The following is a 23,993-nucleotide window of genomic DNA, read 5'->3' on the forward strand; positions in this document are numbered from 1 at the left end:
TCGGCGCCTGTTGTTTTATGTCCCGCTGACGATCTGATTTCGCCACTGCAAACGTTTAGCCTGCGAATGGAAGCTCCAGGCTAACACGCGGGTGATCTTATTGCCCTGCTGCATTTCAATGGTTTTAACGGTATCCACACCCAACTTTGCCAATGCTTGATAGCAAGGTTTAAGATTTTCCTGCTTTGACACTAAACTGGTAAACCACAGACACTGCTCGGCAAACGCTTGGCTCTCGCGGATCATTGTGGCTAAAAATTGCCTCTCTCCGCCTTGGCACCATAACTCCGCCGCTTGACCACCAAAGTTTAAGGTCGCGCTGGCCGCTTTAGGCTGTTCACCGCGATTAAGTTGCAGATTACGCACCTTGCGCAGCGAGCCTTCGCTAGCTTCTTTTAACGAGCCATGAAAGGGAGGATTGCACAGAGTTAACTCGAAGCGGTCAGATGCCTGAATGATCCCCTTAAAGACCACCTTTTCATCCTGCTGTTGCCTTAAAGATAAGTGACCCTGCAAACTCGGGTTATTGTCGATAATCCGCTGCACATTAGTGAGCGACTGAGGATTGATATCCGAGGCGACAAACTGCCAGCCATACACTTGATGCCCTAGGATGGCATAAACGCCATTCGCCCCAGTGCCGATATCTAAAGCGCTAACTTGTCCAGCACGCTGGACGGGGGCGCCTTCGAACAACAGATCAGCCAAGTAGTGTAGATAGTCAACTCGTCCGGGGATTGGTGGACACAGCGCCCCCTTAGGAATATCCCAAAACGCCAGCCCATAATGATGTTTCAATAGGGCCGCATTGAGGGTTTTCACTGCTATGGGGTCGGCAAAATCTATCGATAAGGCGCCGTATGGCGTTGGCCGAACAAAGGTTTTTAGCTTAGGGTAACTCGTCATCAACGCCGAAAAGTCATAGCCGTGAGCATGTAAATTACGCGGGTGTAAGGTCTTTCTCTCAACGCCCTGTTTTGGCTTGCTCGTCGCTTTAGCGGGGGCAATATTTGGTTTTGCTGGTTTTGCTGGTTTTGCCACAAGTGGCTTAGGCGTGCTTGGTTTGCTGCGTTTTCCTGTGGGTGACATCGCAGGCTTAGCGGCAATTTTAACGACGGGCTTAGACATAATGATGGTTCAACAAGAGCGGGCCAATCCAAAGATCGACCCTTAGCCTATTGGCTGGATTAATCGTAAAGATAAGAGGTAAACAGTAGATTGACTACTATTGGTTTACCCGCTTCCTTGGTCAGCAGATTATTGACCATATCAAAGCATTCACGGCGGATTTCCTCACGGCCAGTAAGAGACTTAATTTTTTCTTCGGCTTGGTTACCCAGCACCTCAATAATGGCGGCACGCAACAGTGGATCATGGCGCTCAACGATCACTAAATCATCGGGACTCTTTACCATCAGCTCAACACTGATCTTTACAAACCCGAGCTTTTTGCGGTTTGAAATATAGTTAGTCACAATTTCGGGCTCAAACCCGTAATAGGCGAAATCCCCAGTAGGGGGTGGAGCTTTCTCGTCGGCTGCATATGCGCTAAACACAGCACTGAGCAAGATCAGGCAGGCTGATAATAATTTTTTCATCGCGGTTTACAGCTCCCTAAAAACAATAATGGTCAATGGAAGAAACTTCCCAATCTATCTGGTAGACTGCCGACGTTTGCTTATATTGTAACGAGTATTTAATGAATGTGACCAGCTTAAGCTTTCCCTATGGCGAATCTATTCAATGGTTTTGTGCCGATAATGCCAAAAATCTTCCCGCTTCTCCCCTTAAGGAATGGTTACTGGCGCCAGGAAGCCTGACGCAAAAACTCAAAACCTGCTGCGATAAGTTTGAAGTCAAAATTCTTGGTGAAGGCCAATGTGCCCCGCTCGAAGGGGAATATCCTAAGCAAAACACCGTTTGGGTGCGCGAAGTGTTACTCTGCCTCGATTCTGTACCTTGGGTATTTGCCAGAACCTTGATCCCTCAGTCTTTGTTATCGACACGCCAAGCCGATTTTTTAGGCTTAGGTACACGCCCGCTCGGCGAATTATTATTCAGCCAAGATAGCTTCATTCCTGGTCGCATTGAAATCGCCCGCTTTGACACAGATAGCCGCCTTGCCCAACTGGCACAGAGTTTAGCGCAAAACGTCGAGCATGAACTTTGGGGCCGACGCCGATATTTTCACCATGACGAAGAGGAAATGTTTGTCAGTGAAATGTTCCTTCCGGCCGCTGTACAAGCGATGGCGAGGCTACAACCCTAGCTCTCTTAAGCTAAAGCAAAAATGCCTCTATATCAGAGGCATTTTTCGTTAGAACAATCCCTTCTTATTGGCGCTGGCGGCGCCATGCAAAACCACCGAGCAACATCAGGCTTAGCCAACCTAGACTGCCACCACCGCCACTACTTGGGGTTTCGCCTGGCGTCGTTGGCTCAGATACGGTAACACTTGAACTGCTGCTGGCAGTGGCATTTTGTGTATCTTTCACCGTCAGTGTCACTGTGTAAGTACCCGTCTGAGCATAAGTGTGGGAAGGCGATGCCGAAGTGCTTGAGGTGCCATCGCCAAAGTTCCATGTATAACTTAGGCTACCAACGCCCCCTGCCGAGGTATTGCTAAACTTCACCGTAAGCTGGTTGGCAATGACGCTAAAGCCAGCAGTTAAGGGCAAGCTCATCACCACCGTTTTCGTCGCGGTGGCAATTGCGCCTTTTGCATCGGTTACCGTTAAGGTCAGCGTATAAGTTCCAGCGCTCGCGTAGGTATAACTCGCCGACGATGAATTACTCGTCGCTCCGGCAACGCCAAAATCCCAAGCATAGGTGTAAGCACCCTCGCCACCATCAACCACTGCGGCCACGGTGGCGGTTAAGGCATTTTGGCTCAGATTTATTGCCGCAGTTAACGGAGCTAACGCTGGATCGGCATTCGCATTGGCTAAACGAATTACCGCGGTGCGGTTATCGCTGGCCTGAGAGACCACTTGCATCGTCAACCCAAGTTGTTGCAGTTGCATGCCAGACTGAGGTTGTAGTGGTGCGCTGTAATCCAAACTATCATCAAAAAGACTGACCGCATCGAGGTTATTGTCCCCAGAGTAAGCTGTTTGTTTTACCATGCTAAAAGCCGCATCACGGATTTGTTCATCGGTAGAAAGAGTGCCAATCATATTCTGGTCAGCATCAATCACACCTATCAAGCTACGGCCGGGATGATCCGATACATTGTTATCGCTGTAACTGGCATTCTCTAGCCATAGCAGTACACCAGGGTCAAACCCTTTACTCTTTAAGCCCGCATCGACACCATTATGGCTGCGTAATTGAATAAGGTAACGGGATGCGGCGCCAGGGCGAGTACTGGTAATGCGGCTGTAACCCACAAGAGTCGCTTTACCAGCCACCTCAGCATTATCGGCATACCGCTCAGTTACACCCTGTTTAATACTGATATTATCGATAGTAATCCCCGACTCAATTGCCGCCTCATCGGTCACATAGGTAAATTCAATGGTGACACTCTTACCTGCATAGGCTGACAAATCATATTCCAAGGCAACCCAAGCATCGCTGCCCACTGCGGTAGAGATGTCTGATGACTTACCAGTGATAATATGTCGGGCATTGTTAATGGCGTTGATCGACTTAGTGTAATTCCCCGCAATCGCCGTACCATTAACCTTAACTTGCATATAGTCATAGTCAGTCTCAATTGCCCAACTCGCCTGCAAAGAGAGTGTGAGTTTTTCGCTGGTGCTAGGCAAGGTTGCGGTAAAACTCATACTGTTTGTCAGCATGTTACCTTGACCAGAGTAGTACTGGTAACTCCCTTGATAAGGTGCTTTAAAGGCAATTTGTGCCGCAGGAAGCGGTATCGATATTTGATTCACGGCATCTTGGTTTATCGCCTGATTAAGCGTGATTTCCATACCCGATTTAGGAATACTGTCTAAACTAATCTCGCGCTCGTTAAGCCACTTTCCTTTATATTTTGTCTGTAAATACGAACGTGCGTAGGGGCTAAAACCACTCGGCTGCGCACCAGGAATAGCCCCTGTCCAACTGCCTCCCGACATTAAAGACCAATAACCAACAGGCGAACCATCTTTGTTAGCGTTGTCTGTAGTGTCGTACTCATCGGGCAGTCCAAGATCATGACCAAATTCATGGGTACAGACCCCAGTCGCGGCATCGATCGGTTGGATAGTGTAACCAAAGAGTTTTTTGCTCGAGCCCGGTAAAGTGTAGCCTTGAGTACCTTGATCCACGTAATAACGGTGCGACCAAATAGCGTTTGCTCCTAACTTACCACCACCAGTTTCTTCCCCAATGCTGGAGTGGAAAATCATCACATGATCAATAATGCCATCGGCTTCATTTAAGTTACCGTTATCATTTAAATCATATGGGTCTTCAATATCATAGGTTGCAAGCTCTGCAGCTGACATATTCGCTACGGCTAGCGATACTGCTTCTTTAACCAGTTCAGTCACATTAACATCGTTGCCAGTGTCGGCATCATTAGCGCCATAATAATCAGCATTTTGGCTAGCGGTATACCAACCTTTAACGTCACCACTAAAGAAGAAGGTTTTGCCCGAAACGGCTTGGTAATACTGATAGGCCGAATCTAAAGTTTGCCCCTGCGGGCCACTAAAACCAGCCGTAGAGAAGAGTAAATTCTTGTAGTGAGAAGCAGGATAACTCGAGTAATACATGTCGGTATCACTCGCTGTTAAGCCGTTGTTATTATATTTTAAATCTGGAAAATCAATCAGTACGGTTAATACCTTAACCGTTTTAGTCACATCTGCATCCGCTAAAACACGCTGTGCGGGGGCACGCATCACCGCTGATGTTTTGGCTTTTTGCAGGCGTTCATGCTCAGCCTCAATCACCATTCTAGGCTCTTTAGGCTGTGCGAAACTTGCGCGAGCAATAAAGGCTTCAACGGCCGCTTGCTTAACGCTATCGCTGGCATCCTCTGAGACTTCACCCCGCTTAATCAGCCAATAGAGGATCCGCTCTTTATTAATGACTCCTGCATCCGCTGGCGTGTGATTGGGCGCAGCAATACTCGCGCCACTCAGCAAGGCCAACATCAATCCAAACGCTGTGATACTCTTTGTACTTCGCATTACCGTCTTCCTTCCGTCACAATCTGCGCTGTTATAGCCAAGCTATTTTTTAAGGCTAGTGCCTATTTGCTCTATGGCAAGTTTGTTTATTGGTTGTCTTCCCTCATCGGAAAGCCAACTTCAATGGGATGTGAAAACATATCAGGACACCAAGAGTGTAACAACTTGATACAGATTGGAAGGTGATGGTTTTTATACTTTTGTCAGCGTTGGTTCAGCAAGCATCCTCAACAGCGATTTTTTGCCATAAAAAAACCGCATTAACGATGTAATGCGGTTTTTGATAACTTGGTGCAATACGCTTACCCAGCAGTTTTCATATAGTTTGATACTCCATCGAGGAACATTTGTACCGATATCATTACCAGCACCATCCCCATCAAACGTTCAACAGCCGTTAACCCCTTTTCACCCAACATACGGGTAAAGAGCTTATAAAACATTAAAATAACCGCACTCGCGCCCCAAGCTGATACGAGAGCAATAGTCCAATCCCCCATACGTGAGCTATCGGTATGCGCTAGTAAAATGAGCGCGGCAAGAATAGATGGTCCCGCCATTAATGGTATCGCCATCGGCACGATAAATGGCTCCTCCCCTGCTGCAAGCCCAACCACACCACCCGGCTGGGGGAAAATCATCCGAATCGCGATCAGAAACAAAATAATCCCACCGGCAATACTGACCGATTCAGATCGCAGATTTAGGAAACTTAAGATGGCTTCGCCAGCATACAAAAAGGCCAACATGATCACTAATGCAAAAATGAGTTCACGAATCAAAACCCTACGACGTTTTTTAGGATCAATATGCCGTAAAATCGACGCGAATATCGGTAAATTACCGAGAGGGTCCATGATGAGAAACAACATTACCGCAGCAGAAAATATATCCATTTAACTTTATCAACGTCTAAGCCAACATGAGCACATATTGTATAACTTTTTCGCGTTACAGATGTGAAAAATTATCTAGAAAATTCCTTAAGATGGATTATGAGTGCCGTTTCATGATCCTCTAGCGGTTTTTTACCTATCATCCATAAGCCATTGAGTCGTTGATTCATTTTTACTACAAGCCACAGCACAACATCTCGCTTGAGTAAATTGCCTGTAAGTCGCTGCTCATTTAAATTACAACTGGTATACTACAGCGTTTTTTCAGCCAATTTTCGTGGAATCCATGCTCTATCTTCTTGCTAGTTGTCTCGCACTCTTAATCGGGCCACTGTTTTACCGCTACTTTGCATCAGGCAGCGGATTGCAGAAGGGACTTGATGGCTTTATTTTCGTCTCCTTAGGCGGATTAGTGCTGATCCATATTCTACCTGAACTTCTCGAGCATGGCGGCCTGCTGGCCATCGTCTTTGTAGTACTCGGCCTGTGGGGGCCCACAGCCAGTGAACGCTTGTTCCACCGCTACTCTGAAATTACGCATAATTTTGCCCTTTTTCTTGGCATTAGTGGCTTATTGCTGCACACCATCACAGATGGGAGCGCTATGGTATTAGCCCAAAATGAGGGCAACTCCATTTTGTTAGCCTTGGGCGTTATACTCCATCGTCTCCCTGTTGGTTTTGCTATTTGGTGGATACTAAAACCTCATCTTGGTGCCCGTTGGACGCTGGTTATTTTTGGCGCCATTATGCTATTCACGAGTATTGGCTATTTTGCTAGCGAACAGCTTTTATCACACATGAGCATAGATAAAACCGTTTATTTACAAGCTTTTGTGACAGGCTCGATTCTGCATGTGGTGTTACATCAGCCACATGGTCAACAGGAAACAGATAAACAAGGCCAGTATGAATATCAGGCGGGTATCGGCAGTTTGCTCGGTATTGGTTTATTAATGATGCTGTTATTGATGGATTCTGGCGGCCACGAACATGCCCATCACGACCACAGTACAGAGCAGCTAACAACATGGCTAATGACCATAGCGCCAGTGCTATTACTCAGTTACGCCGTAGCAGCACTAAGATTCCAGCTTGGTTTAACACCACAGGACAATAGCCTCGCCCGTCGTTGGTTCCAACGTTTAGCAGGCCCAGAAGCCCTAGTACTGACGGCGCTATTGCTTGGCCCTTGGTTAGCGCTGTTTCAACTCTTAGTCGTCTTGATCATGAGTGCCTATTTAGCCTATGCGCGGGTCGATATTACCGATCCCCATACTAAATTACCAAGCCAAACCCTGCGTTTTGGTTTCGCCCATTTGGTTGATCGCAGCGCACCTTGGGTGCTCCTCAGCTTGGTATTAGTTAACTTGATTGGTCACCCTTCGGTACCGTTAAGTAACCCTATATTACAGATTACCGTGCTATTGCTGGTATTTTTACCGATGCGCTTCTGCAATTTAGGTGCGGCCGTATTGTCAATCGCCTTAGCCTATAGCGGCTGGAGTCCGCTGGCCATCGTATTGCCTTTGATTGCCGCTCCGGTGTTGAATATCGCTCAACTTAAGCTTATGGGTTGGTCGCAACGGGGGATTTTGCTGGCAATTATTGCCATAGCCCTCGTTGCTGCCCTTAAGTTGCCCATGTGGTTCTCGTTGTTCACTCTACCAGAAGCCATTAACCTCACGGCACTGCTGATCTTATCAGCCTTATTTGCAGCCAGCTTACTGCGCCTCGGGCCTCGTAAATTCTTGCGCCGCTTAATGATGTTAAAACCTGTGGCCCACGGCCATAAACACAGCCATGATCATGCGCACGCGCATGCTAAAACAGCCGAAACATCACATGTGCACGGGCATGGCCACTCTCATTCACACGGTCAGACTAGCGGCCACAGCCATCCCCATAGCGATAAGCACCAGCACTAACACTGTTCATTTGCCGACAGACAGGCTAAGTTAACCCCATCTTTGGATAAACTTAGCCTGTTATGTGCATACTTTTCGTCGCCCTTAATACTCATCCCCAGTATCCACTGATTATTTGTGCGAATCGGGATGAGTTTCACCACAGGCCTACTGCACCTGCACAGTTTTGGCCGCCTGAGCAGAATATGCTCGCGGGCAAAGATTTACAGGCGGGCGGTACTTGGTTTGGGGTGAATAAGCAGGGACAAATTGCCGGAGTCACTAACCTCAGGGTGGCTCAAAAATCCCAAGAGCCGATGCGTAGCCGTGGCGAACTTGTCATTCAGGCATTAAGTTCGGGCTCGCTGATCTGCCCTAACTGGCTTGTGGAACACGCTGAAAATTATCAACCCTTCAATCTCGTGTTTGGCCAAGGGACTCATCTCTACTGCTTTAACAGTCTTAAACGGGAAACAGTAAAATTAACCACAGGATTCCACGCGATTAGCAATGGCGCGCTCGATGATATTTGGCCGAAAATGGCTAAAGGTCAGCGCTCGCTCGAGGCCCTTATTCAACAATCGGGACCGCTTGAGCTAGAGTCACTTATACGGTTGATGCAGGATGATTCTCGGCCACAGGATAACGAGCTACCCGACACTGGCGTCGGGCTAGAGTGGGAACGCCGACTCGCGGCGATTTATATTTGCCACCCCGACTATGGCACTCGTTCCACCAGCATTTTGCTACAAAATGCCCAAGGGGAAGTTCAGTTCACTGAGGTGAGATACGATGGCAAGGGACGACGTTTGGGACAACAGGATTTTCACTTCACCCTACCGTCCCAATTACCGCAACAGCCCGACTGCTTAGCCGATTTTTAGTATATCAGTCAGAGCTGTGATCCATAGTGATCACCCAACGGTCATCAATTTTTTCCACCAGCAAGGTAAATACGCCTGTCGGGCTATCCTTTTGCCGCTTTAAATCCCAGCGACCCACCACCATTGCGGCGTAGTTACTGAGCATTTTGATTTCTTTGATGGTGAACTTCAGCTCTCCTAGTGCCTCTTTATCGGGATAATTTTTCTTATAGGCTGCAAGCGTTTCTTCCCAGCCATAACGAAACTTACCGTTTGAGACAAATCTAAGCTGCTCACTCTGCCAATAACCCTGCATGTAAGCATCAAGATCACCGCGATTCCACGCATCTTCCTGACCTTTTAACATTTGGGTAATCTCATCAGTTGGCACCGCACTTACCTGCCCAACAAATAGCAGCAAAAGCGCCGCGAGAGACTGCAAAATGGGTTTTCTTATCAATCCTTGTCGCAACATAGTACCGCTCCCTCACAATCAGGTTAGACTGTATTATCAGTATTTCGGCCCAGACTATCTTGTCTAAGTCGATTTATAATTAAAAAAAGCTAATGATATTATTCATTTTTCGACTCTGGGCACCACACTATGTTTACACATTTATGCCGCTGGCTACTCAAAATTTCAGGCTGGCAAATCCAAGGGGAGCTCCCCAATCAAGCCAAATACATTGTCATTGTCGCACCACACACCAGTAACTGGGACTTTATTATTGGGGTACTCGCCCGCGGTGCATTGGCTACGCGCATCCACTTCCTTGGTAAGCATCAATTATTTATTCCACCTTGGGGTTGGTTCTTCCGAGCGATTGGTGGTAGCCCAGTTGATAGGCGTAAAAACAATAACTTAGTCGATTCTGCGGTGCAACTGTTTGCCACTCAGTCCGAATACAAACTGGCACTCGCCCCCGAAGGAACGCGTAGCCCTGTTACCCGTTGGAAATGCGGCTTCTACCATATCGCGACCAAAGCGCAGGTCGCTATTGTCCCTGTAGGCTTAGATTTTGCGCGTAAAGCCGTGGTGATCCGTTCACCACTGCAACCCACGGATATAGAGCAAGATATGGCTGAGATTTTATGCTTTTACCGCAGCATTAAGGGACGTCATCCCAAGGTCATCCCTGATTATTCACCCGATAACAAACGCTAATTCTCTCATCTAACTCGGAGCAAAACATGCAGACCGAAACTTGGTTACTCTACCTTTTTGCGATTGTTTTGATTGGTATTTCTCCTGGGCCTATTGCAATGTTGTCTATGTCCCACGGTATTCATTTCGGTAAAAAACGCAGCATAGCCACAGGGCTTGGTAGTGTGTGCGCCGCACTGGTATTAATGGTGGCCTCGGCGGCAGGTTTAGGGGCACTGATCAGCGCCTCGGAATACGGCTTTACCATACTCAAGTGGTGTGGTGGCGCCTATCTGGTGTTTTTGGGTATCAAATTATTGCTCACAAAACAGCACGTTCAGCCATTGGAAGTGGCAAAAAAAGAAGGAAATGGTCAGCCTAAACAACTCTTTAAACAGGCATTTTTAGTAGGGATCAGCAATCCTAAAGACCTACTGTTTTTTGCGGCGTTATTTCCACAATTTATCGATTTAACCGCACCACAATTACCGCAATTGGCGATTCTTGCCCTCACTTGGGCAATGGTCGACTTTAGCTTTGTAATGATCTACGCCTCGATGGCCAATGTGCTGGCACCTAGCCTTAAGGCCAGCAACAAATTGCATTGGTTTGACCGAACCAGCGGCGGCGTATTTCTTACCCTCGCCGCGATTCTCGTCAGTCGAGACTAGCCCTCGACCTTCACCGATTTCAGACTGCGGATATCGTTACCCGTCGGCGCTTGGAAGGCCTGCAAACCAAACTCAGGCAACACGGCAAAGATATGGTCGAAGATATCCGCTTGTATCGCCTCATAAAAAGCCCAGCGGGTATCATTGGTAAAGATATAAACCTCAATCGGTAAGCCTTCGGTGGTCGGTGCCAATTGGCGCACCATCAGGGTCATATCCTTATGCACTTTATCGTGGCGTTGCAGGTATTCCTGCAAATAAGCGCGGAAAGTCCCCACGTTGGTCAAATGGCGACCATTGACCATCATATCCAGATCCGACACTTTAGCATTCGACGCTTGGATCTCGCTGATCTTGGCGGGGAAATACTCTTTCAAACAATTGATTTTACTCAGGCGATTTCGATCTTCCTCAGTTAAAAACTTAATACTGTTGATATCGATATTAACCGCGCGTTTGATCCGACGACCACCGGATTCCGACATACCACGCCAGTTACGGAACGCATCCGAGACGAGTGCATAGGCGGGGATCATGGTGATGGTCTTATCCCAGTTACGTACTTTGACTGTGGTTAAGGACACTTCCTCCACCGCGCCATCAGCGCCGTACTTATCCATTTGGATCCAGTCGCCCTTGCTTACCATGCGGTTGGCTGCGAGCTGAATCCCTGCGACAAAGCCTAAAATCGTGTCGCGGAACACTAACATTACAAAACCCGTCGCTACACCTAAGCCGCTGAGGAAGTACACAGGAGACTGATCGGCGAGCACAGAAAGGGACACGATAAGGCCGACAAAGAATAGGAACAACTTAAACAACTGCACAAAGCTTTTAACCGGTAGACGGCGGCTGACCAGATTGATGTCAGAGATTTCATTAACCGCATCAAGCCCCGCGTAGATAGCGCGGATCATCAATACCACCAGCCAGATACTCAGTAGGCGATCAACTAAGCCGCTAAGTACCGGATGCTCTGTTAAGGTTATAGGCACCAGCAGATTGAGCACGATAGCGGGCACTAACATCGCCAGCTTTTCGAGCACTTTATAGCGCATAAACACATCGTCCCACGTCACTCTAGATCGCAGGATCACCATGTTAACCGCGCGGATCACCCCACGGCGCATAATAAAATAGGCAATGGCCGCGACTAACACGCAAGCAAGCAGCATAATGCTGGTTGATATTCCGTCGGATGGTTGACTGTCAATTCCCAAACCCGTTAACCATGCCGAAATTTCGAGCCTTATTTCCTGATCCACAATTCACTCCAATTTAGGCGCTAGCGCAACAAAGTCATACAAAGGAAACAACTGGGTTACCCTCAGTTAAATATCCCTTTAAAAACACTCACCATAAGATACAAAAATTTTACAACCAATTATTTTAAAAGAGATTTTAGCATTTTGAATTGACCACACACAAAAGGAAATGAACAATAATCCACCTGCTACCAAGGAAGCCATCCCATGTATCGTCATTTACCTAAATTCGCCTATCTTAGCATTGGGCTACTGAGCCTATGCCAACCGCTACAGGCAACGGAATATAACACTTCAAATCATCTGATGATGCCAGATAAATCAGTTGAGAGAACCACCACTCCCTATGTAGCGCTCATGCTCGATTACGTTCCCGCAGAAGACAATCTCTACGGAATCACCCTTGCGCCCTATCATTTCGATGATGATTATCAGCGATGGGGTTATTACCTTGGTTATGCCCGCAGTCGTGAAACCGATATTGAGGTGCCAGAACCCGCACTATCACATCGACAAGAAAGCCTCTGGCGCTTAGGTTTAAGCTACAGTTTAACCAATGACTTTAGCATTTATGCGGGCGGCAGCCTCTATATCAGCACCACAGCTTATACCAACAATATTTCACCCCGCATTGTCGATGGCAAACCCTCGTGGGAAGAAGATAAGTCCAAACATTGGGGTGCCGAAGCAGGCCTAAGATATCGCCTAACAGAGCATGTCATGCTGAGTGCAGGTTATAACTCCAGCACTGAATCGACCATTTTGAGCATAGGGTATGCGGGTTAAACCGAAAGAGTCCGAAGTTATTGTGCAAGCTCTGCTCTCGCCTTAGCAAGCTCAGATTCAACTTCTGCAATCTTTTGGCGTTTTTTATTGATTTTATCCATAGGCTTACCATCGGCAATCGCTTCGGTAAGCTCATGCTGGCGCTCAGCTAATTTAGCCTCTAAGACCTCAATTTTAGCTAAACGCTCGGCAGTTAAGCTATCATCGTCACAATGGTTTGCGACCTCACTATAGGCCTTTTCTAGCCCTGCCACTTTGTGCTGATGACTAGCAGCCTTAGCCTCAGTGAGTTCAGCACTTATAGCCGCCAATTTTGCAGCACAGCCCGTTTTAAGAGGCTCATCTGCCCAGGTTACAGCACTGAAAATCAAGCCGATAACGAGTCCATAAGTACGATGTTTACCTTGCATTTTACTCTCCTCTACAGACGTTATAGACAATCCGACTCTATGACAACGCCCTGATACTTTTTATCCCTAAGCGCATACCTTAAACTCAGCCTGCCCTCTCTTACGGCTAAATCCGCTTTATTCATCAAAACGCGACTTAGACAGTGACGAATATGCTGCAAATTGTTTATGTTAGGGCAGAATGTTGACTCAGATGGATACCGGAGCCAGAAAATCAATGCAAACCTCATTTCGCCTTAGCGCACTTAGTTCACTCTTATTGCTCTCATCCTCAGTGATGGCAGCCGATGTGGCCACCATTACCCTTGAGAATGGCGCTCAGGTCAGACTAAAAGACGACTTTACCTGGGAATATATCATCACAGAGACCAAAGCCGCTAAAGCGCCAGCTGTTGCTACAGTTGCGGCCCCAAGTTCTACTGTAACAACAGCCGCAGCGGCAGTAGCCAGCAGCACATCCGCCGTTGAAGCAACCAAACCTGTCACAACCCTGACCGCCAATGCCATCGCCAGACCCGAGATCTTAGGCTCTACTGCCAAAGACGGCATTAAAGTCACCTTCAGCGAGAGCCAATGGAAGCAGGATAAACTCGGCTTGACCTTTGAGCTTGCCAGCACCAGCGGCGAGCACGTAACCTTAGTTGAGGTCGAAGCCAGCTTCTTTGCCGACGATGGCACCTTACTCAAAACCGAAAAACTGGAAGTCTGGGAAGCGATTTTCCGCATGCCCGAAACCTACCTACGTAAGGGCGAGCAACGTAAGAGCCCTGTGATTTGGGTTGAAGGCGTCGATAAAAACCGTTGGCAGAAACAATTGCTCAATCTAAAAATCACCGAAATCAATTCTCGTTGATCCTTAAGCAAGATCGGGAATTGGGTGCTAACATCCAATTCCTGAAATCTTCGCCTATTGTTATTGCCTTACTCTGCGCCATATAGGCTAGAATGCCCAAATCTTCGACACTGTTTATTTTTTAGAGCCAGCCACTAATGCCAAATCACTCTTCTAGGTTATCTGTAGCCATATTACTGGCAGGCTTAAGTGGGCAAAGTCTGGCAGATACTGTGTTACTGAGAAATGGCGATAAAATCACTGGCGAAATTAAAAGCTTTGACGAAGCACACTTAGTTATCAAACCCAGTTATTCCCCCAAAATATCCATAGAGCGTAGCGCGATTAAAAGCTTTGAAACCACCCAAAATCAGCATTGGAGCATCAACCGTACGCTACAAGATGTGAGCATAAAATCCTCCGAACTCGATGGGTTTGTTCAGGTTAACAATAAACAAATTCCCATTAGTGAGCTGGTGTATTCAGACCGAAAAAGTGACTCAGAATGGCGCTATAGTGGCAGTGTTGAGGCCGCACTCGATGTCACCAGCCACAGCAAAAATACCCAAAAACTCCATGCAAAAAGCGATATCACAGCCGAAACCTTGCAATGGCGCCATAACCTGAAAAGTGAAGTGCGCTATGAAACCGAAGGTAACGCCACCAAACGTAATACGATTGAAGGCCACTACAGCCTTGACTACCTCATCAGTGAACATTGGTTATTGCGGCAAGAAGATTATTTTCAAGAAGATAGACTCGACTTCCCAATTAGCAACTATTACGCCGCGATCGGTCCGGGTTATCGGTTTTGGGGAATAGGACGAGATAAACTGGACTTTGTTGTTACATACAACCATTTTTGGTTGGATACCCAAATATTTACCTATCAACTCAACGCTTGGGCATCCACGCTCAACTATAAACAATATTGGTTTGATGGCGTATTGGAGACCTATGCCGATCTCCAAATCGCCTTTCCTGACACACCAACCATTGATTATATTTCGGACTCAACATTTGGGCTTAAGTATCTACTGACTCAGCAAATTTACCTCTCATTCAAATATGATATCAATGAGACTAAAACCTCGATACGCCATGTTCGGGATGTCAGTTATAACCTAGGGCTTGGTGTTAATTTTTAATCATTTAGCTGTTTTGACCGTACAGGTCATTTCTGGCGCTTCATATCCCCAGACAATTTTGGCTTCGCCATGGTGTTCCCATAGGCTTTCGTTGCGCCCCTGATACTTAGCGCCACTGCCACTTGGCTGAACAAACATCAAGGAAGTTTGATCGCCATACTCTGCAATTAAGGTGGCCGGCTCAGTATTAAAGTAACTGACCACGACTTCATTGGCGGGGTTGCCATCGCAGGCATAAAATACTGGGCCAGTCATCTCAACGAGGCGATATTGCGCCTGTAACTCTGCAATCCGTGTTTGGTAACTCGATTCAATACACGCATGTTTATCATCGCTTTTCCAACATTCGTTGCGACCTTTTACCCAACCACGTTGCAGCGCTTTTAACGTCGGAGGCTGTTCATTTTTAGCTTTTGCGGTGGCCTTAGCATAGACCTCGGCCAATTGTTTATCTAACTTAGTTAAGCCCGCATCCTTACACACCATATCTTCGATACTGTCCGGCTGTACTTTACTACAGTCAAAGGAAGGCTTTTCAGCCGCAATAGCAGGCATACTCAAAGCGATGGCTAAAAACCCCGCTATTCCTGCGATTTGCATATTGATTATCTTAGTTAACCTCATACTCTTGAGTCCCTTATATCAACGACCAATCACTATTCATTGCCATAGCTAACGCCATCTCAGCTTAACCTAAGCTGACTTAAGCAAAATACACTTATCAAACTGGCAAAAAACAGCACTACTCCACAAATACCCACTCAATGCCTGTTCCGCAATCAAGCAGTGTTTAACAAACTCGACTAAGTGTAGTGCAGCCTGATGGGTTATCCCAAAAGTGTCCACTGAACGGACACATTGAGACTGAACGCGCGGACACATTTAGGCTCGCCAGGCGGACACTTTCTACATGTGATTGATAAATAAAGAATATTTTATTGGCATGGACTCTGCTTATACAGGTGAGTTAATCACAAACACTTATTCATACAAGGAAGCATTATGAACACACGCACTAAAGTATTCGGCGGCTTATTGATCCTCGCACTTATCCCCTGTGGAATTTGGGCTACACAGCAGACAAGCACTCAGTCATCGACCGAAACCAATATTTCAATCAATAGCAGCAATTATCCTGACTTTTCGTGGATTTATGTACGCCAAGATGGTGAGCTCACGATAGGCGCGGGTGAGAGTCAAGATTGGAACACACTCAAACAACAAGGCAATACTTACCAAACGGATTACCTCTGGGTTAAGACTGGCGGAAACCGCTATGTGATTACCGATCCAGCCCTTGTAAATCAAGTGAAAGAGGCCGTGCGCCCAATGCAGATCCAAGGCGAAAAAATGCAGCGTCTAGGCGAACAAATGCAAGTAAAGGGTGATGCTATCAGTGCCGAAACCAACAACCTGTTAGTCAATCTCGCCTCAGGTGAAAAAGATGCTGAGAGTAACGCGCAAATTGAAAGCCTAGGCGCATCGATGGAAGTGATGGGCAAAGAGATGGAGCAACTCGGCGATGAACACCAAAAGCTAGTTAATATAGCCGAAAAGCAGGTTTACGAACTGGCGCAAAACGCGATTAAAAATGGCACCGCCGTATTGGCACCTTAAGCCATTTTTAGCACGAAAAGGTAAATTATCGGTTATTCCAGTTATAGAGATTGAATTTCCTAGTGAAATTGACTATTTTCACGCCGCTTTGTTATTTCACTAGGAAAAGGATCAACATGGAACAAGTGGTTAGCGCAGGGAACGACAACCCTATTCAAATGACCGATACCGTCTATTCGAAGGAAAAGTCACTCTTTACAATTTTAGCGATTATTTCAGGACTTATTTGGCTTGTACTTATTTTAGCAACTAAAGGTATCGCCCTGATTTGTGTGCTGATGTTTTTTATTATCTACCTCTTCACCCACTCGGCGTTTATCAGCTACCTCAAAGGTACCGCGGTTGAGATAAGCCCTGAGCAGTTCCCCGATTTACACAAGCAATACCTCGCCTGCTGTGAGCGTTTAGAGATTAAAGAACCACCGCGCGCCTACCTGTTAGCCGCCGATGGTATGTTAAATGCCCTCGCGACCCGCTTTTTGCGCCGCAACTACATAGTGCTGTTTTCATCAATTGTGGATGCACTTGAGTCGGATAAAGACGCGATTAACTTTTATATCGGTCATGAGCTTGGCCATATTCGCCGTAACCATATTGGCAAAGAACCGCTGTTAGTGTTTGCCACTTGGCTGCCATTGATCGGCGCCGCCTATGCCCGTGCCTGTGAATATACCTGTGATTTACACGGCTTGCGCTGCTGCAATAGCTTACGTTCAGCCACCAATGCGGTCGCCGTACTCGCCGCCGGGGTTGAGCAGTGGAAACGGATGAATGTCGATCAATATATTCGCCAAACCCAAGAGTCGAGCGGCTTTTGGATGTCTTTCCATGAGATCAATAGCAGCTATCCTTGGCTGACTAAACGCATGGCAAGAGTACAAGCAACCGCACAAGGCAAAGTGTATACGGCGCCTTCACGCAGTGTATTTGCCTATCTCTTTAGTTTGTTTATGCCACGTATGGGCACAGCAGGCGGCGGGATTATCATCCTTGCGGCGATTATCGGTGTGGCAGCAGCGGTCGCGATTCCCGCCTATAAGGAATACCAAGAAAAAATGGGCGCAGAGATAAGTTATGAGGCGCCAACTGATCAAACTCCGGCTTTAACTTTGACCGTTCCCGATACCGATGCTGCGGTTAAACATATAGATCAATTACATCAGTCATTAACGCCCATTACAGATACTTTAACGGCCTACTACCAAGCCCACAAAGCTTGGCCGACAGAATTGGAAGTCCTTGGACTCACGGATGCACAACTGGCCACCTTTAATCTCTACACCGATGGCATAGTCGGGTTTGTGGGCGGCGAACCCCTAGGGGATTATCAAGACTATGAGGTGTACCTATCGCCACAAGTCGACGAGCAGGATAATGTGACTTGGGTATGTAGTAGTAATGGTATTCCCGACGAGTATTTACCCGTCGATTGCCAAGGCTAAGATCAAAAAGCGCTAAAGTGCTAAATCCCCTCCCTAAATGAGAAAAAGGCATAGCAAATCGCTATGCCTTTCACTTTATTGGTCGCTTGCTTCAGCACTTTTCACCCGCAGAGGGGTTATCGGCGCCAAAGACTATGCATTACAGACTCGGCAATACGCCTTGGGGCAAGTAAGCATTAAAGCTGGCGGTGTACAACAGATCCGTTGCCGCTTCGATATCCGGCGCGAAGTATCTGTCTTTATCGTAGTAGGCAACCACTTCGCGTAGCTCGGCTTTGGCCTTAGCCACTGCATCACTTGGCGCTAATGGTGCACGGAAATCCAACCCTTGGGCGGCCGCTAACAATTCAATCGCTAATACGCCGCGGGTGTTTTCACTCATATCCCGCAAACGGCGCGCCGCAAAGGTCGCCATAGACACATGGTCTTCTTGGTTGGCCGAGGTTGGCAAGCTGTCGACCGAGGCTGGATGGGCGTAGGTTTTGTTTTCAGAGGCTAATGCCGCCGCGGTTACTTGGGCGATCATAAAGCCCGAGTTCACCCCGCCGTTTTTCACTAGGAAAGGTGGCAATTTAGACAGGCTAGAGTCGATGAGCAGCGCAATACGACGCTCTGCAATCGCGCCTAATTCGGCAATCGCAATCGCCAAATTATCCGCAGCCATAGCGACTGGTTCGGCGTGGAAGTTACCGCCAGAGATAATATCGCCAGTATCTTGGAATACCAGCGGGTTATCGGTCACGCCATTGGCCTCAGTGCCTAACACTTCCGCCGCTTGGCGAATTTGCGTCAAGCAAGCGCCTAGCACCTGTGGTTGGCAGCGCAGCGAATAAGGGTCTTGTACCTTTTCACAGTTTGCATGGCTTAAGCTGATTTCAGACTCTTCACCCAACAGATGACGGAACACCATAGCTGAATCGATTTGACCTTTTTGACCACGGGCCGCATGGATGCGAGGATCGAACGGACTGCGGCTACCCATGGCCGCCTCAACGCTCATCGCGCCAATCACTGAGCTGGCAGCAAACAAGTCTTCAGCGTGGAACAAGCCTTCCAGCGCCAGCGCGGTAGAAGCCTGAGTACCGTTGAGCAGCGCTAAGCCTTCCTTCGCAGCTAAATCGAGTGGCTTAAGGCCGGCGATTTCTAAGCCTTCGGCGGCCGAAATAATCTGCCCTTGGTAGCTCATCTCGCCTTCACCCAAGAGCGGCAGACACATATGGGCTAACGGCGCTAAGTCGCCAGAGGCACCCACAGAACCTTTTTCAGGCACGCAGGGATAAACCTCGGCATTCACTAAGCTGATAAGGAAGTTAATCACTTCTAAACGGATACCCGAGAAGCCACGGCTTAAGGAGTTGATTTTTAACACTATCATCAGGCGCACGGTCGCGTCCTGCATGTATTGGCCCGTGCCCGCTGCGTGGGATAACACGATAGAGCGTTGCAGCAATTGCAGATCTTCCGGGGCAATCTTAGTGTTGGCCAGCAGACCAAAACCTGTGTTGATGCCGTAAACGGTGCGACCTTCATCCAACACCTTTTGCACGATTTGCGCGCTGGTGTTGATATCGTTTATCGCCTCTGGCGCCAGTTCGAGTGTCAGCTTATGGCGGCTGATTTCACGCAGTTGCGCCAGACTTAAACTGCCGGGCGTTAATACTAAATGATTGACTGATTTCATTTTTACATCCGTATTCTTGTCGTTGTTTTTCACGGTTTGTGTTGAATTGTTAGTCTTTAAGCATGGGCAGATCTAAGCCCTGCTCTTTTGCGCAGTTTTTCGCGATCTCGTAACCCGCATCCGCATGGCGCATCACGCCTGTCGCTGGGTCGTTCCACAGCACGCGGCCAACACGTTTAGCGGCGGCCTCAGTACCGTCACACACGATCACTACACCCGAGTGTTGACTAAAGCCCATGCCCACACCACCACCATGGTGCAGCGACACCCAAGTCGCACCGCTGGCAGTGTTTAGCAGAGCGTTCAGTAACGGCCAGTCAGATACTGCGTCTGAACCGTCCATCATAGATTCGGTTTCACGGTTAGGACTGGCGACTGAGCCTGAGTCTAAGTGGTCGCGACCAATGACGATGGGCGCCGACAGCTCGCCGTTTTTCACCATCTCATTAAAGGCTTGAGCTAAACGCGCACGGTCCTTTAAACCCACCCAGCAGATACGCGCTGGCAGACCTTGGAAGGCGATACGCTCACGAGCCATATCTAACCAGTTGTGCAGGTGAGGATTATCTGGGATCAGTTCTTTGACTTTAGCGTCGGTCTTGTAGATATCCTCAGGATCGCCAGACAGGGCAACCCAACGGAACGGGCCGATACCTTCACAGAAGAGTGGGCGAATATAGGCAGGCACAAAACCTGGGAAATCGAACGCGTTTTTAACGCCGGTTTCGAAGGCCATTTGGCGAATGTTGTTACCATAGTCTAAGGTCGCCGCGCCTGCCGCTTGCAGATCCAGCATGGCTTGCACCTGTACCGCCATCGAGGCTTTAGCCGCTTTAACGACGGCAGCTTCATCGGTTTTACGCATGTCAGCGGCTTGCGCCATGGTCCAGCCCTGTGGCAAATAGCCGTTCAGCGGATCGTGGGCAGAGGTTTGGTCGGTAACAACGTCAGGAGTAATGCCACGCTTCACTAATTCTGCAAAGATATCGGCAGCGTTAGCCAGCAGGCCCACAGATACTGGTTTACCCGAGGCATTGGCGTCGTTGATCATAGACAAGGCTTCGTCTAATGAAGTGGCCTTTTTATCCACATAACGGGTACGCAGACGAAAATCGATACGAGTTTCATCGACTTCACAGGCAAGCACAGAGAAACCGGCCATAGTCCCGGCGAGCGTTTGCGCGCCGCCCATACCACCCAAACCACCTGTGAGGATCCACTTACCGGCAGCAACGCCGCTAAAGTGTTGTTTTGCGACCGACACAAAAGTTTCGTAGGTACCTTGGACAATACCCTGTGTCCCGATATAAATCCACGAACCTGCGGTCATCTGGCCATACATGGCCAAACCTTGCTTATCTAGCTCGTTGAAGTGTTCCCAGTTTGCCCAATGTGGCACTAGGTTAGAGTTAGCAATCAGCACGCGCGGTGCATCGGCGTGGGTACGGAATACGCCTACAGGTTTGCCCGATTGCACTAATAAAGTTTCATCGTCTTCGAGACGTTGTAGCACTTCGATAATCTTGTCGTAGCAGTCCCAGTCGCGGGCCGCGCGGCCGATACCGCCATAAACTACTAAATCCTCTGGACGCTCGGCGACATCGGGATGTAAGTTGTTCATTAACATGCGCATTGGCGCTTCGGTTAACCAGCTTTTACAGCTTAATTGGCTACCATGGGGCGCAATAATACGGCGGCTTGGGTCGTGTCGCTTGTCCATTGAGATGTCCTCTTTCAACCTGTTGAACTCACTCGCCTTACGGCTAAGTGCTATTGTTTTTATTGTGTTTTTGTCGCTAAACATCGGATGAATGCCATAAGCATTCACCTCTGTTTGCGTACGTTATTTATTGAATGTCAGGTGTCCGCCGAGCTTAAAGCGGCTACCCGGGTGTACTAATTTGGCAAAACTCACCACCCCTTGGCGTGACCAAGTGCGGCGTAAAATCTGTAAACAGGGTTCGGTCGCCGGAATGGCTAACCTCTGTTGCAACTCACTACTGGCAATAATCGCCTCAATCGTATGATGCGCCTCGGTCAGCGGCGCCACCTGCGACAGATATTCATGGGGTGTTTGCAAGCTAAAATCCTGCACTAGGTAATCGGGGGCAAAAGCGGGGTTCACATAACGCTCCTCGACTTGTAGCGGTAACCCCTGCTCGCAATGCACTAATATTGAATGAAATACCGGACTGTCCACTTCGAGCGCCAGTGCGATGGCGATAGGCGCGGTAGCGTTTACTTGCTCAAGAGCCAACTGCTGCACACTGTAACCATGACCACGGTCTTTGATTTCGTCGGCAATGTTGCGGATCGCCAACATGGAGGATTGCGACTTTCGCCCCGCAACAAAGGTGCCCAGCCCCTGTGAGCGCTCAAGAACGCCGTTGTCCGTCAGCTCGGTCAAGGCGCGACGCGCCGTCATCCGGCTACAGACAAACAGTTCGGCTAGCTGGTTTTCCGAGGGTACGCGGGCATTTTCTTCCCACTCACCAGACTCGATACAGCCAATGATATATTGCTTAATTTCTGCAAACTTAGGCGTAGCCAAAACACTTCCTCGGTATAAAAATCTAGAATCTAGAATCTAGAATCTAGAATCTAGAATCTAGAATCTAGGTGCTAGACGCGGGCACACTTTCAAACGTTCAAAATTGCGGCTACAATCCTAGCTTGTATATACAAGTAAATACAAGCTAGCTCACATAACTTTCGATAATAAAGAGTTTGCGGGGCCCAAAAGCCAACGCAGCGAGGGATAACAATGTCTTGGGATCAGGTTTGGATAGACGTTAACGTAGCAACAATGGACCCTTCCATATCAGCACCTTACGGCGCAATTACCAATGCGGCTATCGCAGTAAAAGACGGTAAAATTGCCTGGTTAGGCCCACGCAGCGAGCTGCCCGCCTTCGATGTATTGTCCATTCCTGTTTACAGGGGCAAGGGCGGTTGGATCACTCCGGGGCTGATTGATGCCCACACACATTTAGTGTTTGCCGGTAATCGTGCCAACGAATTTGAGCTACGCCTAAAGGGCGCTACCTACGAGGACATCGCCCGTGCTGGCGGCGGCATTATTTCCACTGTTAACGCCTGCCGTGAGGCCGACGAAGCCGAGCTATTTGACCTCGGGCGCCAGCGTTTAAACGCGCTAGCCAAAGAAGGGGTGACTACGGTTGAGATTAAATCTGGCTATGGTCTAGATACCGAAACTGAACTAAAAATCCTGCGCGTGGCCCGCGAACTCGGTAAACATCACCATGTGGATGTGAAGACCACCTTCCTCGGTGCCCATGCGGTGCCACCCGAGTTTAAAGACAATAGTGACGGCTATGTCGACCTAATTATCAATAAGATGCTGCCTGCGGTGATTGCCGAGAATCTTGCCGATGCGGTGGATGTGTTCTGTGAGAATATCGCCTTTAACCTAAAGCAAACCGAGCGCGTACTGAGCGCCGCCAAAGCGGCTGGCCTGCAAGTTAAACTGCACGCCGAGCAATTATCCAATATGGGCGGCTCTGAATTAGCCGCACGTTTAGGGGCTAAGTCGGTCGATCATATTGAATATTTAGATGAGGCCGGCGTTAAAGCCCTAAGTGAAAGTGGCACCTGCGCCGTGCTGTTACCGGGCGCGTTTTACTTTTTGCGGGAAACCCAAAAACCGCCAATCGACTTATTGCGTCAATACGGTGTGCCTATGGTGCTCGCCAGCGACTTTAACCCCGGCTCATCGCCCATCTGCTCGACCCTGCTGATGCTGAACATGGGTTGCACCCTATTCCGCTTAACCCCAGAGGAAGCGCTTGCGGGTTTAACATTGAATGCCGCCAAGGCACTAGGGATTGAAGAGAATGTCGGCAGCTTAGTGGTTGGTAAACAGGCGGATTTCTGTCTGTGGGATATCGCCACCCCAGCGCAGTTGGCCTACAGCTACGGCGTCAATCCCTGCAAGGATGTAGTAAAAAACGGTAAGCTAATCCATCAATAATTTCAAAGCTTTGGTCTATTTAACTGCACTCACTCAGTTAAATAGACCTTCTGACAATAGTGACAAGATCTCCTGCACTAGATACATCGCCTAAATACCTAAATTCCAACAGCATAATCTTGATTTAGATGCATTAGGTTACACTGCCAGCACATATCATCTAACACATTGAAATAAATTAAAAATTAAACATTTCA

The 23,993-nt window shown here is 48.1% G+C and carries 22 protein-coding genes; 11 read left to right on the forward strand and 11 right to left on the reverse strand.

Going from position 1 to position 23,993, the window contains the following annotated elements; translation table 11 throughout:
* Positions 1-15: 15 nt before the first annotated feature.
* Together rlmF and IEY09_RS12610 are read right to left on the reverse strand one after the other, a co-directional pair.
* The gene (rlmF, locus tag IEY09_RS12605) at positions 16-1,128 is read right to left on the reverse strand and encodes a 23S rRNA (adenine(1618)-N(6))-methyltransferase RlmF (RefSeq protein WP_188871298.1); all 1,113 of its coding nucleotides are present in this window, start codon (positions 1,126-1,128) and stop codon (positions 16-18) included.
* 59 nt (positions 1,129-1,187) lie between these two features.
* Positions 1,188-1,598, reverse strand: coding sequence for a flagellar basal body-associated protein FliL (locus IEY09_RS12610; protein WP_037416344.1), 411 nt, complete (start codon positions 1,596-1,598; stop codon positions 1,188-1,190).
* Between the two features lie 101 nt (positions 1,599-1,699).
* Between IEY09_RS12610 and IEY09_RS12615 the strand changes: the two genes are divergently transcribed.
* Positions 1,700-2,269, forward strand: coding sequence for a chorismate--pyruvate lyase family protein (locus tag IEY09_RS12615; RefSeq protein ID WP_169548441.1), 570 nt, complete (start codon positions 1,700-1,702; stop codon positions 2,267-2,269).
* 64 nt (positions 2,270-2,333) lie between these two features.
* On the opposite strand, the gene IEY09_RS12620 is transcribed toward IEY09_RS12615, so the two are convergent.
* Both IEY09_RS12620 and IEY09_RS12625 read right to left on the reverse strand, forming a co-directional pair.
* Positions 2,334-5,144 (reverse strand): immune inhibitor A domain-containing protein, encoded by a 2,811-nt coding sequence (locus IEY09_RS12620; protein WP_188871300.1) that lies wholly within the window; start codon positions 5,142-5,144, stop codon positions 2,334-2,336.
* Positions 5,145-5,446: 302 nt separating this feature from the next.
* Positions 5,447-6,040, reverse strand: a complete 594-nt coding sequence (locus IEY09_RS12625; protein ID WP_037416335.1) for a YhgN family NAAT transporter — start codon at positions 6,038-6,040, stop codon at positions 5,447-5,449.
* Between the two features lie 286 nt (positions 6,041-6,326).
* Between IEY09_RS12625 and IEY09_RS12630 the strand changes: the two genes are divergently transcribed.
* Together IEY09_RS12630 and IEY09_RS12635 are read left to right on the forward strand one after the other, a co-directional pair.
* Positions 6,327-7,967 carry a ZIP family metal transporter gene (locus IEY09_RS12630; protein WP_172589867.1) on the forward strand — a complete coding sequence of 547 codons (1,641 nt, stop codon included), beginning with the start codon at positions 6,327-6,329 and terminating at the stop codon, positions 7,965-7,967.
* Between the two features lie 62 nt (positions 7,968-8,029).
* A complete protein-coding gene (locus IEY09_RS12635; RefSeq protein WP_055647610.1) occupies positions 8,030-8,830 on the forward strand; it encodes an NRDE family protein in 801 nt (266 codons plus the stop codon).
* 4 nt (positions 8,831-8,834) lie between these two features.
* Here IEY09_RS12635 and IEY09_RS12640 read toward each other — a convergent pair whose 3' ends face one another.
* On the reverse strand, positions 8,835-9,284 hold the full coding sequence (locus tag IEY09_RS12640; protein WP_037416327.1) for a YybH family protein: 450 nt from the start codon (positions 9,282-9,284) through the stop codon (positions 8,835-8,837).
* A gap of 129 nt (positions 9,285-9,413) precedes the next feature.
* Between IEY09_RS12640 and IEY09_RS12645 the strand changes: the two genes are divergently transcribed.
* Positions 9,414-9,974 carry a lysophospholipid acyltransferase family protein gene (locus tag IEY09_RS12645; protein ID WP_188871302.1) on the forward strand — a complete coding sequence of 187 codons (561 nt, stop codon included), beginning with the start codon at positions 9,414-9,416 and terminating at the stop codon, positions 9,972-9,974.
* 26 nt (positions 9,975-10,000) lie between these two features.
* The gene (locus IEY09_RS12650) at positions 10,001-10,624 is read left to right on the forward strand and encodes a LysE family translocator (protein ID WP_188871305.1); all 624 of its coding nucleotides are present in this window, start codon (positions 10,001-10,003) and stop codon (positions 10,622-10,624) included.
* Here the strand turns inward: IEY09_RS12650 and IEY09_RS12655 are convergent.
* Positions 10,621-11,889, reverse strand: a complete 1,269-nt coding sequence (locus tag IEY09_RS12655; protein ID WP_037416320.1) for a mechanosensitive ion channel family protein — start codon at positions 11,887-11,889, stop codon at positions 10,621-10,623. The genes IEY09_RS12650 and IEY09_RS12655 overlap by 4 nt on opposite strands.
* 207 nt (positions 11,890-12,096) lie before the next feature.
* Here IEY09_RS12655 and IEY09_RS12660 point away from each other — a divergent pair, with 207 nt between their 5' ends.
* Positions 12,097-12,675, forward strand: coding sequence for an outer membrane beta-barrel protein (locus tag IEY09_RS12660; protein ID WP_188871307.1), 579 nt, complete (start codon positions 12,097-12,099; stop codon positions 12,673-12,675).
* A 17-nt stretch (positions 12,676-12,692) separates the two neighbouring features.
* Here the strand turns inward: IEY09_RS12660 and IEY09_RS12665 are convergent, their stop codons facing one another.
* Positions 12,693-13,085 carry a DUF1090 domain-containing protein gene (locus IEY09_RS12665; RefSeq protein ID WP_188871309.1) on the reverse strand — a complete coding sequence of 131 codons (393 nt, stop codon included), beginning with the start codon at positions 13,083-13,085 and terminating at the stop codon, positions 12,693-12,695.
* A gap of 217 nt (positions 13,086-13,302) precedes the next feature.
* Here IEY09_RS12665 and IEY09_RS12670 point away from each other — a divergent pair, with 217 nt between their 5' ends.
* Positions 13,303-13,938, forward strand: a complete 636-nt coding sequence (locus IEY09_RS12670; protein WP_188871311.1) for a DUF3157 family protein — start codon at positions 13,303-13,305, stop codon at positions 13,936-13,938.
* Positions 13,939-14,075: 137 nt separating this feature from the next.
* A complete protein-coding gene (locus tag IEY09_RS12675; protein ID WP_144376182.1) occupies positions 14,076-15,065 on the forward strand; it encodes a DUF481 domain-containing protein in 990 nt (329 codons plus the stop codon).
* Here IEY09_RS12675 and IEY09_RS12680 read toward each other — a convergent pair whose 3' ends face one another.
* Complete coding sequence (locus IEY09_RS12680) at positions 15,066-15,665, reverse strand: MliC family protein (protein ID WP_372841599.1); 600 nt, start codon at positions 15,663-15,665, stop codon at positions 15,066-15,068.
* 402 nt (positions 15,666-16,067) lie between these two features.
* Between IEY09_RS12680 and IEY09_RS12685 the strand changes: the two genes are divergently transcribed.
* Both IEY09_RS12685 and IEY09_RS12690 read left to right on the forward strand, forming a co-directional pair.
* A complete protein-coding gene (locus IEY09_RS12685; protein WP_037427937.1) occupies positions 16,068-16,682 on the forward strand; it encodes a hypothetical protein in 615 nt (204 codons plus the stop codon).
* 116 nt (positions 16,683-16,798) lie between these two features.
* Positions 16,799-18,124: a M48 family metallopeptidase gene (locus IEY09_RS12690; protein ID WP_037427939.1), complete on the forward strand. Its 1,326-nt coding sequence runs from the start codon at positions 16,799-16,801 to the stop codon at positions 18,122-18,124.
* A gap of 139 nt (positions 18,125-18,263) precedes the next feature.
* Here IEY09_RS12690 and hutH read toward each other — a convergent pair whose 3' ends face one another.
* From hutH to hutC, 3 genes are all read right to left on the reverse strand, one after another.
* The gene (gene hutH, locus IEY09_RS12695; RefSeq protein ID WP_188871313.1) at positions 18,264-19,805 is read right to left on the reverse strand and encodes a histidine ammonia-lyase; all 1,542 of its coding nucleotides are present in this window, start codon (positions 19,803-19,805) and stop codon (positions 18,264-18,266) included.
* A gap of 49 nt (positions 19,806-19,854) precedes the next feature.
* Entirely contained in the window at positions 19,855-21,525 is a 1,671-nt protein-coding gene (gene hutU / locus IEY09_RS12700) for a urocanate hydratase (RefSeq protein ID WP_188871315.1), read from the reverse strand.
* Positions 21,526-21,648: 123 nt separating this feature from the next.
* On the reverse strand, positions 21,649-22,356 hold the full coding sequence (gene hutC / locus IEY09_RS12705; protein ID WP_188871317.1) for a histidine utilization transcriptional repressor HutC: 708 nt from the start codon (positions 22,354-22,356) through the stop codon (positions 21,649-21,651).
* Between the two features lie 213 nt (positions 22,357-22,569).
* Between hutC and hutI the strand changes: the two genes are divergently transcribed.
* A complete protein-coding gene (hutI, locus tag IEY09_RS12710; protein ID WP_188871319.1) occupies positions 22,570-23,796 on the forward strand; it encodes an imidazolonepropionase in 1,227 nt (408 codons plus the stop codon).
* The last annotated feature ends 197 nt before the right edge of the window (positions 23,797-23,993 follow it).

It is taken from the genome of Shewanella xiamenensis, assembly GCF_014647135.1.
In the GTDB taxonomy this organism is placed as follows: domain Bacteria; phylum Pseudomonadota; class Gammaproteobacteria; order Enterobacterales; family Shewanellaceae; genus Shewanella; species Shewanella xiamenensis.

Bases quoted from the DNA above. Each gene is read 5' to 3' on its own strand.
- IEY09_RS12610 (WP_037416344.1), bottom strand. From the start codon at position 1,598: ATGAAAAAATTATTATCAGCCTGCCTGATCTTGCTCAGTGCTGTGTTT.
- IEY09_RS12660 (WP_188871307.1), top strand. From the start codon at position 12,097: ATGTATCGTCATTTACCTAAATTCGCCTATCTTAGCATTGGGCTACTG.
- IEY09_RS12690 (WP_037427939.1), top strand. From the start codon at position 16,799: ATGGAACAAGTGGTTAGCGCAGGGAACGACAACCCTATTCAAATGACC.
- IEY09_RS12630 (WP_172589867.1), top strand. From the start codon at position 6,327: ATGCTCTATCTTCTTGCTAGTTGTCTCGCACTCTTAATCGGGCCACTG.
- IEY09_RS12680 (WP_372841599.1), bottom strand. From the start codon at position 15,665: ATGCAAATCGCAGGAATAGCGGGGTTTTTAGCCATCGCTTTGAGTATG.
- IEY09_RS12625 (WP_037416335.1), bottom strand. From the start codon at position 6,040: ATGGATATATTTTCTGCTGCGGTAATGTTGTTTCTCATCATGGACCCT.
- IEY09_RS12615 (WP_169548441.1), top strand. From the start codon at position 1,700: ATGAATGTGACCAGCTTAAGCTTTCCCTATGGCGAATCTATTCAATGG.
- IEY09_RS12645 (WP_188871302.1), top strand. From the start codon at position 9,414: ATGTTTACACATTTATGCCGCTGGCTACTCAAAATTTCAGGCTGGCAA.
- IEY09_RS12675 (WP_144376182.1), top strand. From the start codon at position 14,076: ATGCCAAATCACTCTTCTAGGTTATCTGTAGCCATATTACTGGCAGGC.
- IEY09_RS12650 (WP_188871305.1), top strand. From the start codon at position 10,001: ATGCAGACCGAAACTTGGTTACTCTACCTTTTTGCGATTGTTTTGATT.
- IEY09_RS12665 (WP_188871309.1), bottom strand. From the start codon at position 13,085: ATGCAAGGTAAACATCGTACTTATGGACTCGTTATCGGCTTGATTTTC.
- IEY09_RS12685 (WP_037427937.1), top strand. From the start codon at position 16,068: ATGAACACACGCACTAAAGTATTCGGCGGCTTATTGATCCTCGCACTT.
- IEY09_RS12640 (WP_037416327.1), bottom strand. From the start codon at position 9,284: ATGTTGCGACAAGGATTGATAAGAAAACCCATTTTGCAGTCTCTCGCG.
- IEY09_RS12670 (WP_188871311.1), top strand. From the start codon at position 13,303: ATGCAAACCTCATTTCGCCTTAGCGCACTTAGTTCACTCTTATTGCTC.
- IEY09_RS12620 (WP_188871300.1), bottom strand. From the start codon at position 5,144: ATGCGAAGTACAAAGAGTATCACAGCGTTTGGATTGATGTTGGCCTTG.
- rlmF (WP_188871298.1), bottom strand. From the start codon at position 1,128: ATGTCTAAGCCCGTCGTTAAAATTGCCGCTAAGCCTGCGATGTCACCC.
- hutH (WP_188871313.1), bottom strand. From the start codon at position 19,805: ATGAAATCAGTCAATCATTTAGTATTAACGCCCGGCAGTTTAAGTCTG.
- IEY09_RS12635 (WP_055647610.1), top strand. From the start codon at position 8,030: ATGTGCATACTTTTCGTCGCCCTTAATACTCATCCCCAGTATCCACTG.
- hutI (WP_188871319.1), top strand. From the start codon at position 22,570: ATGTCTTGGGATCAGGTTTGGATAGACGTTAACGTAGCAACAATGGAC.
- hutU (WP_188871315.1), bottom strand. From the start codon at position 21,525: ATGGACAAGCGACACGACCCAAGCCGCCGTATTATTGCGCCCCATGGT.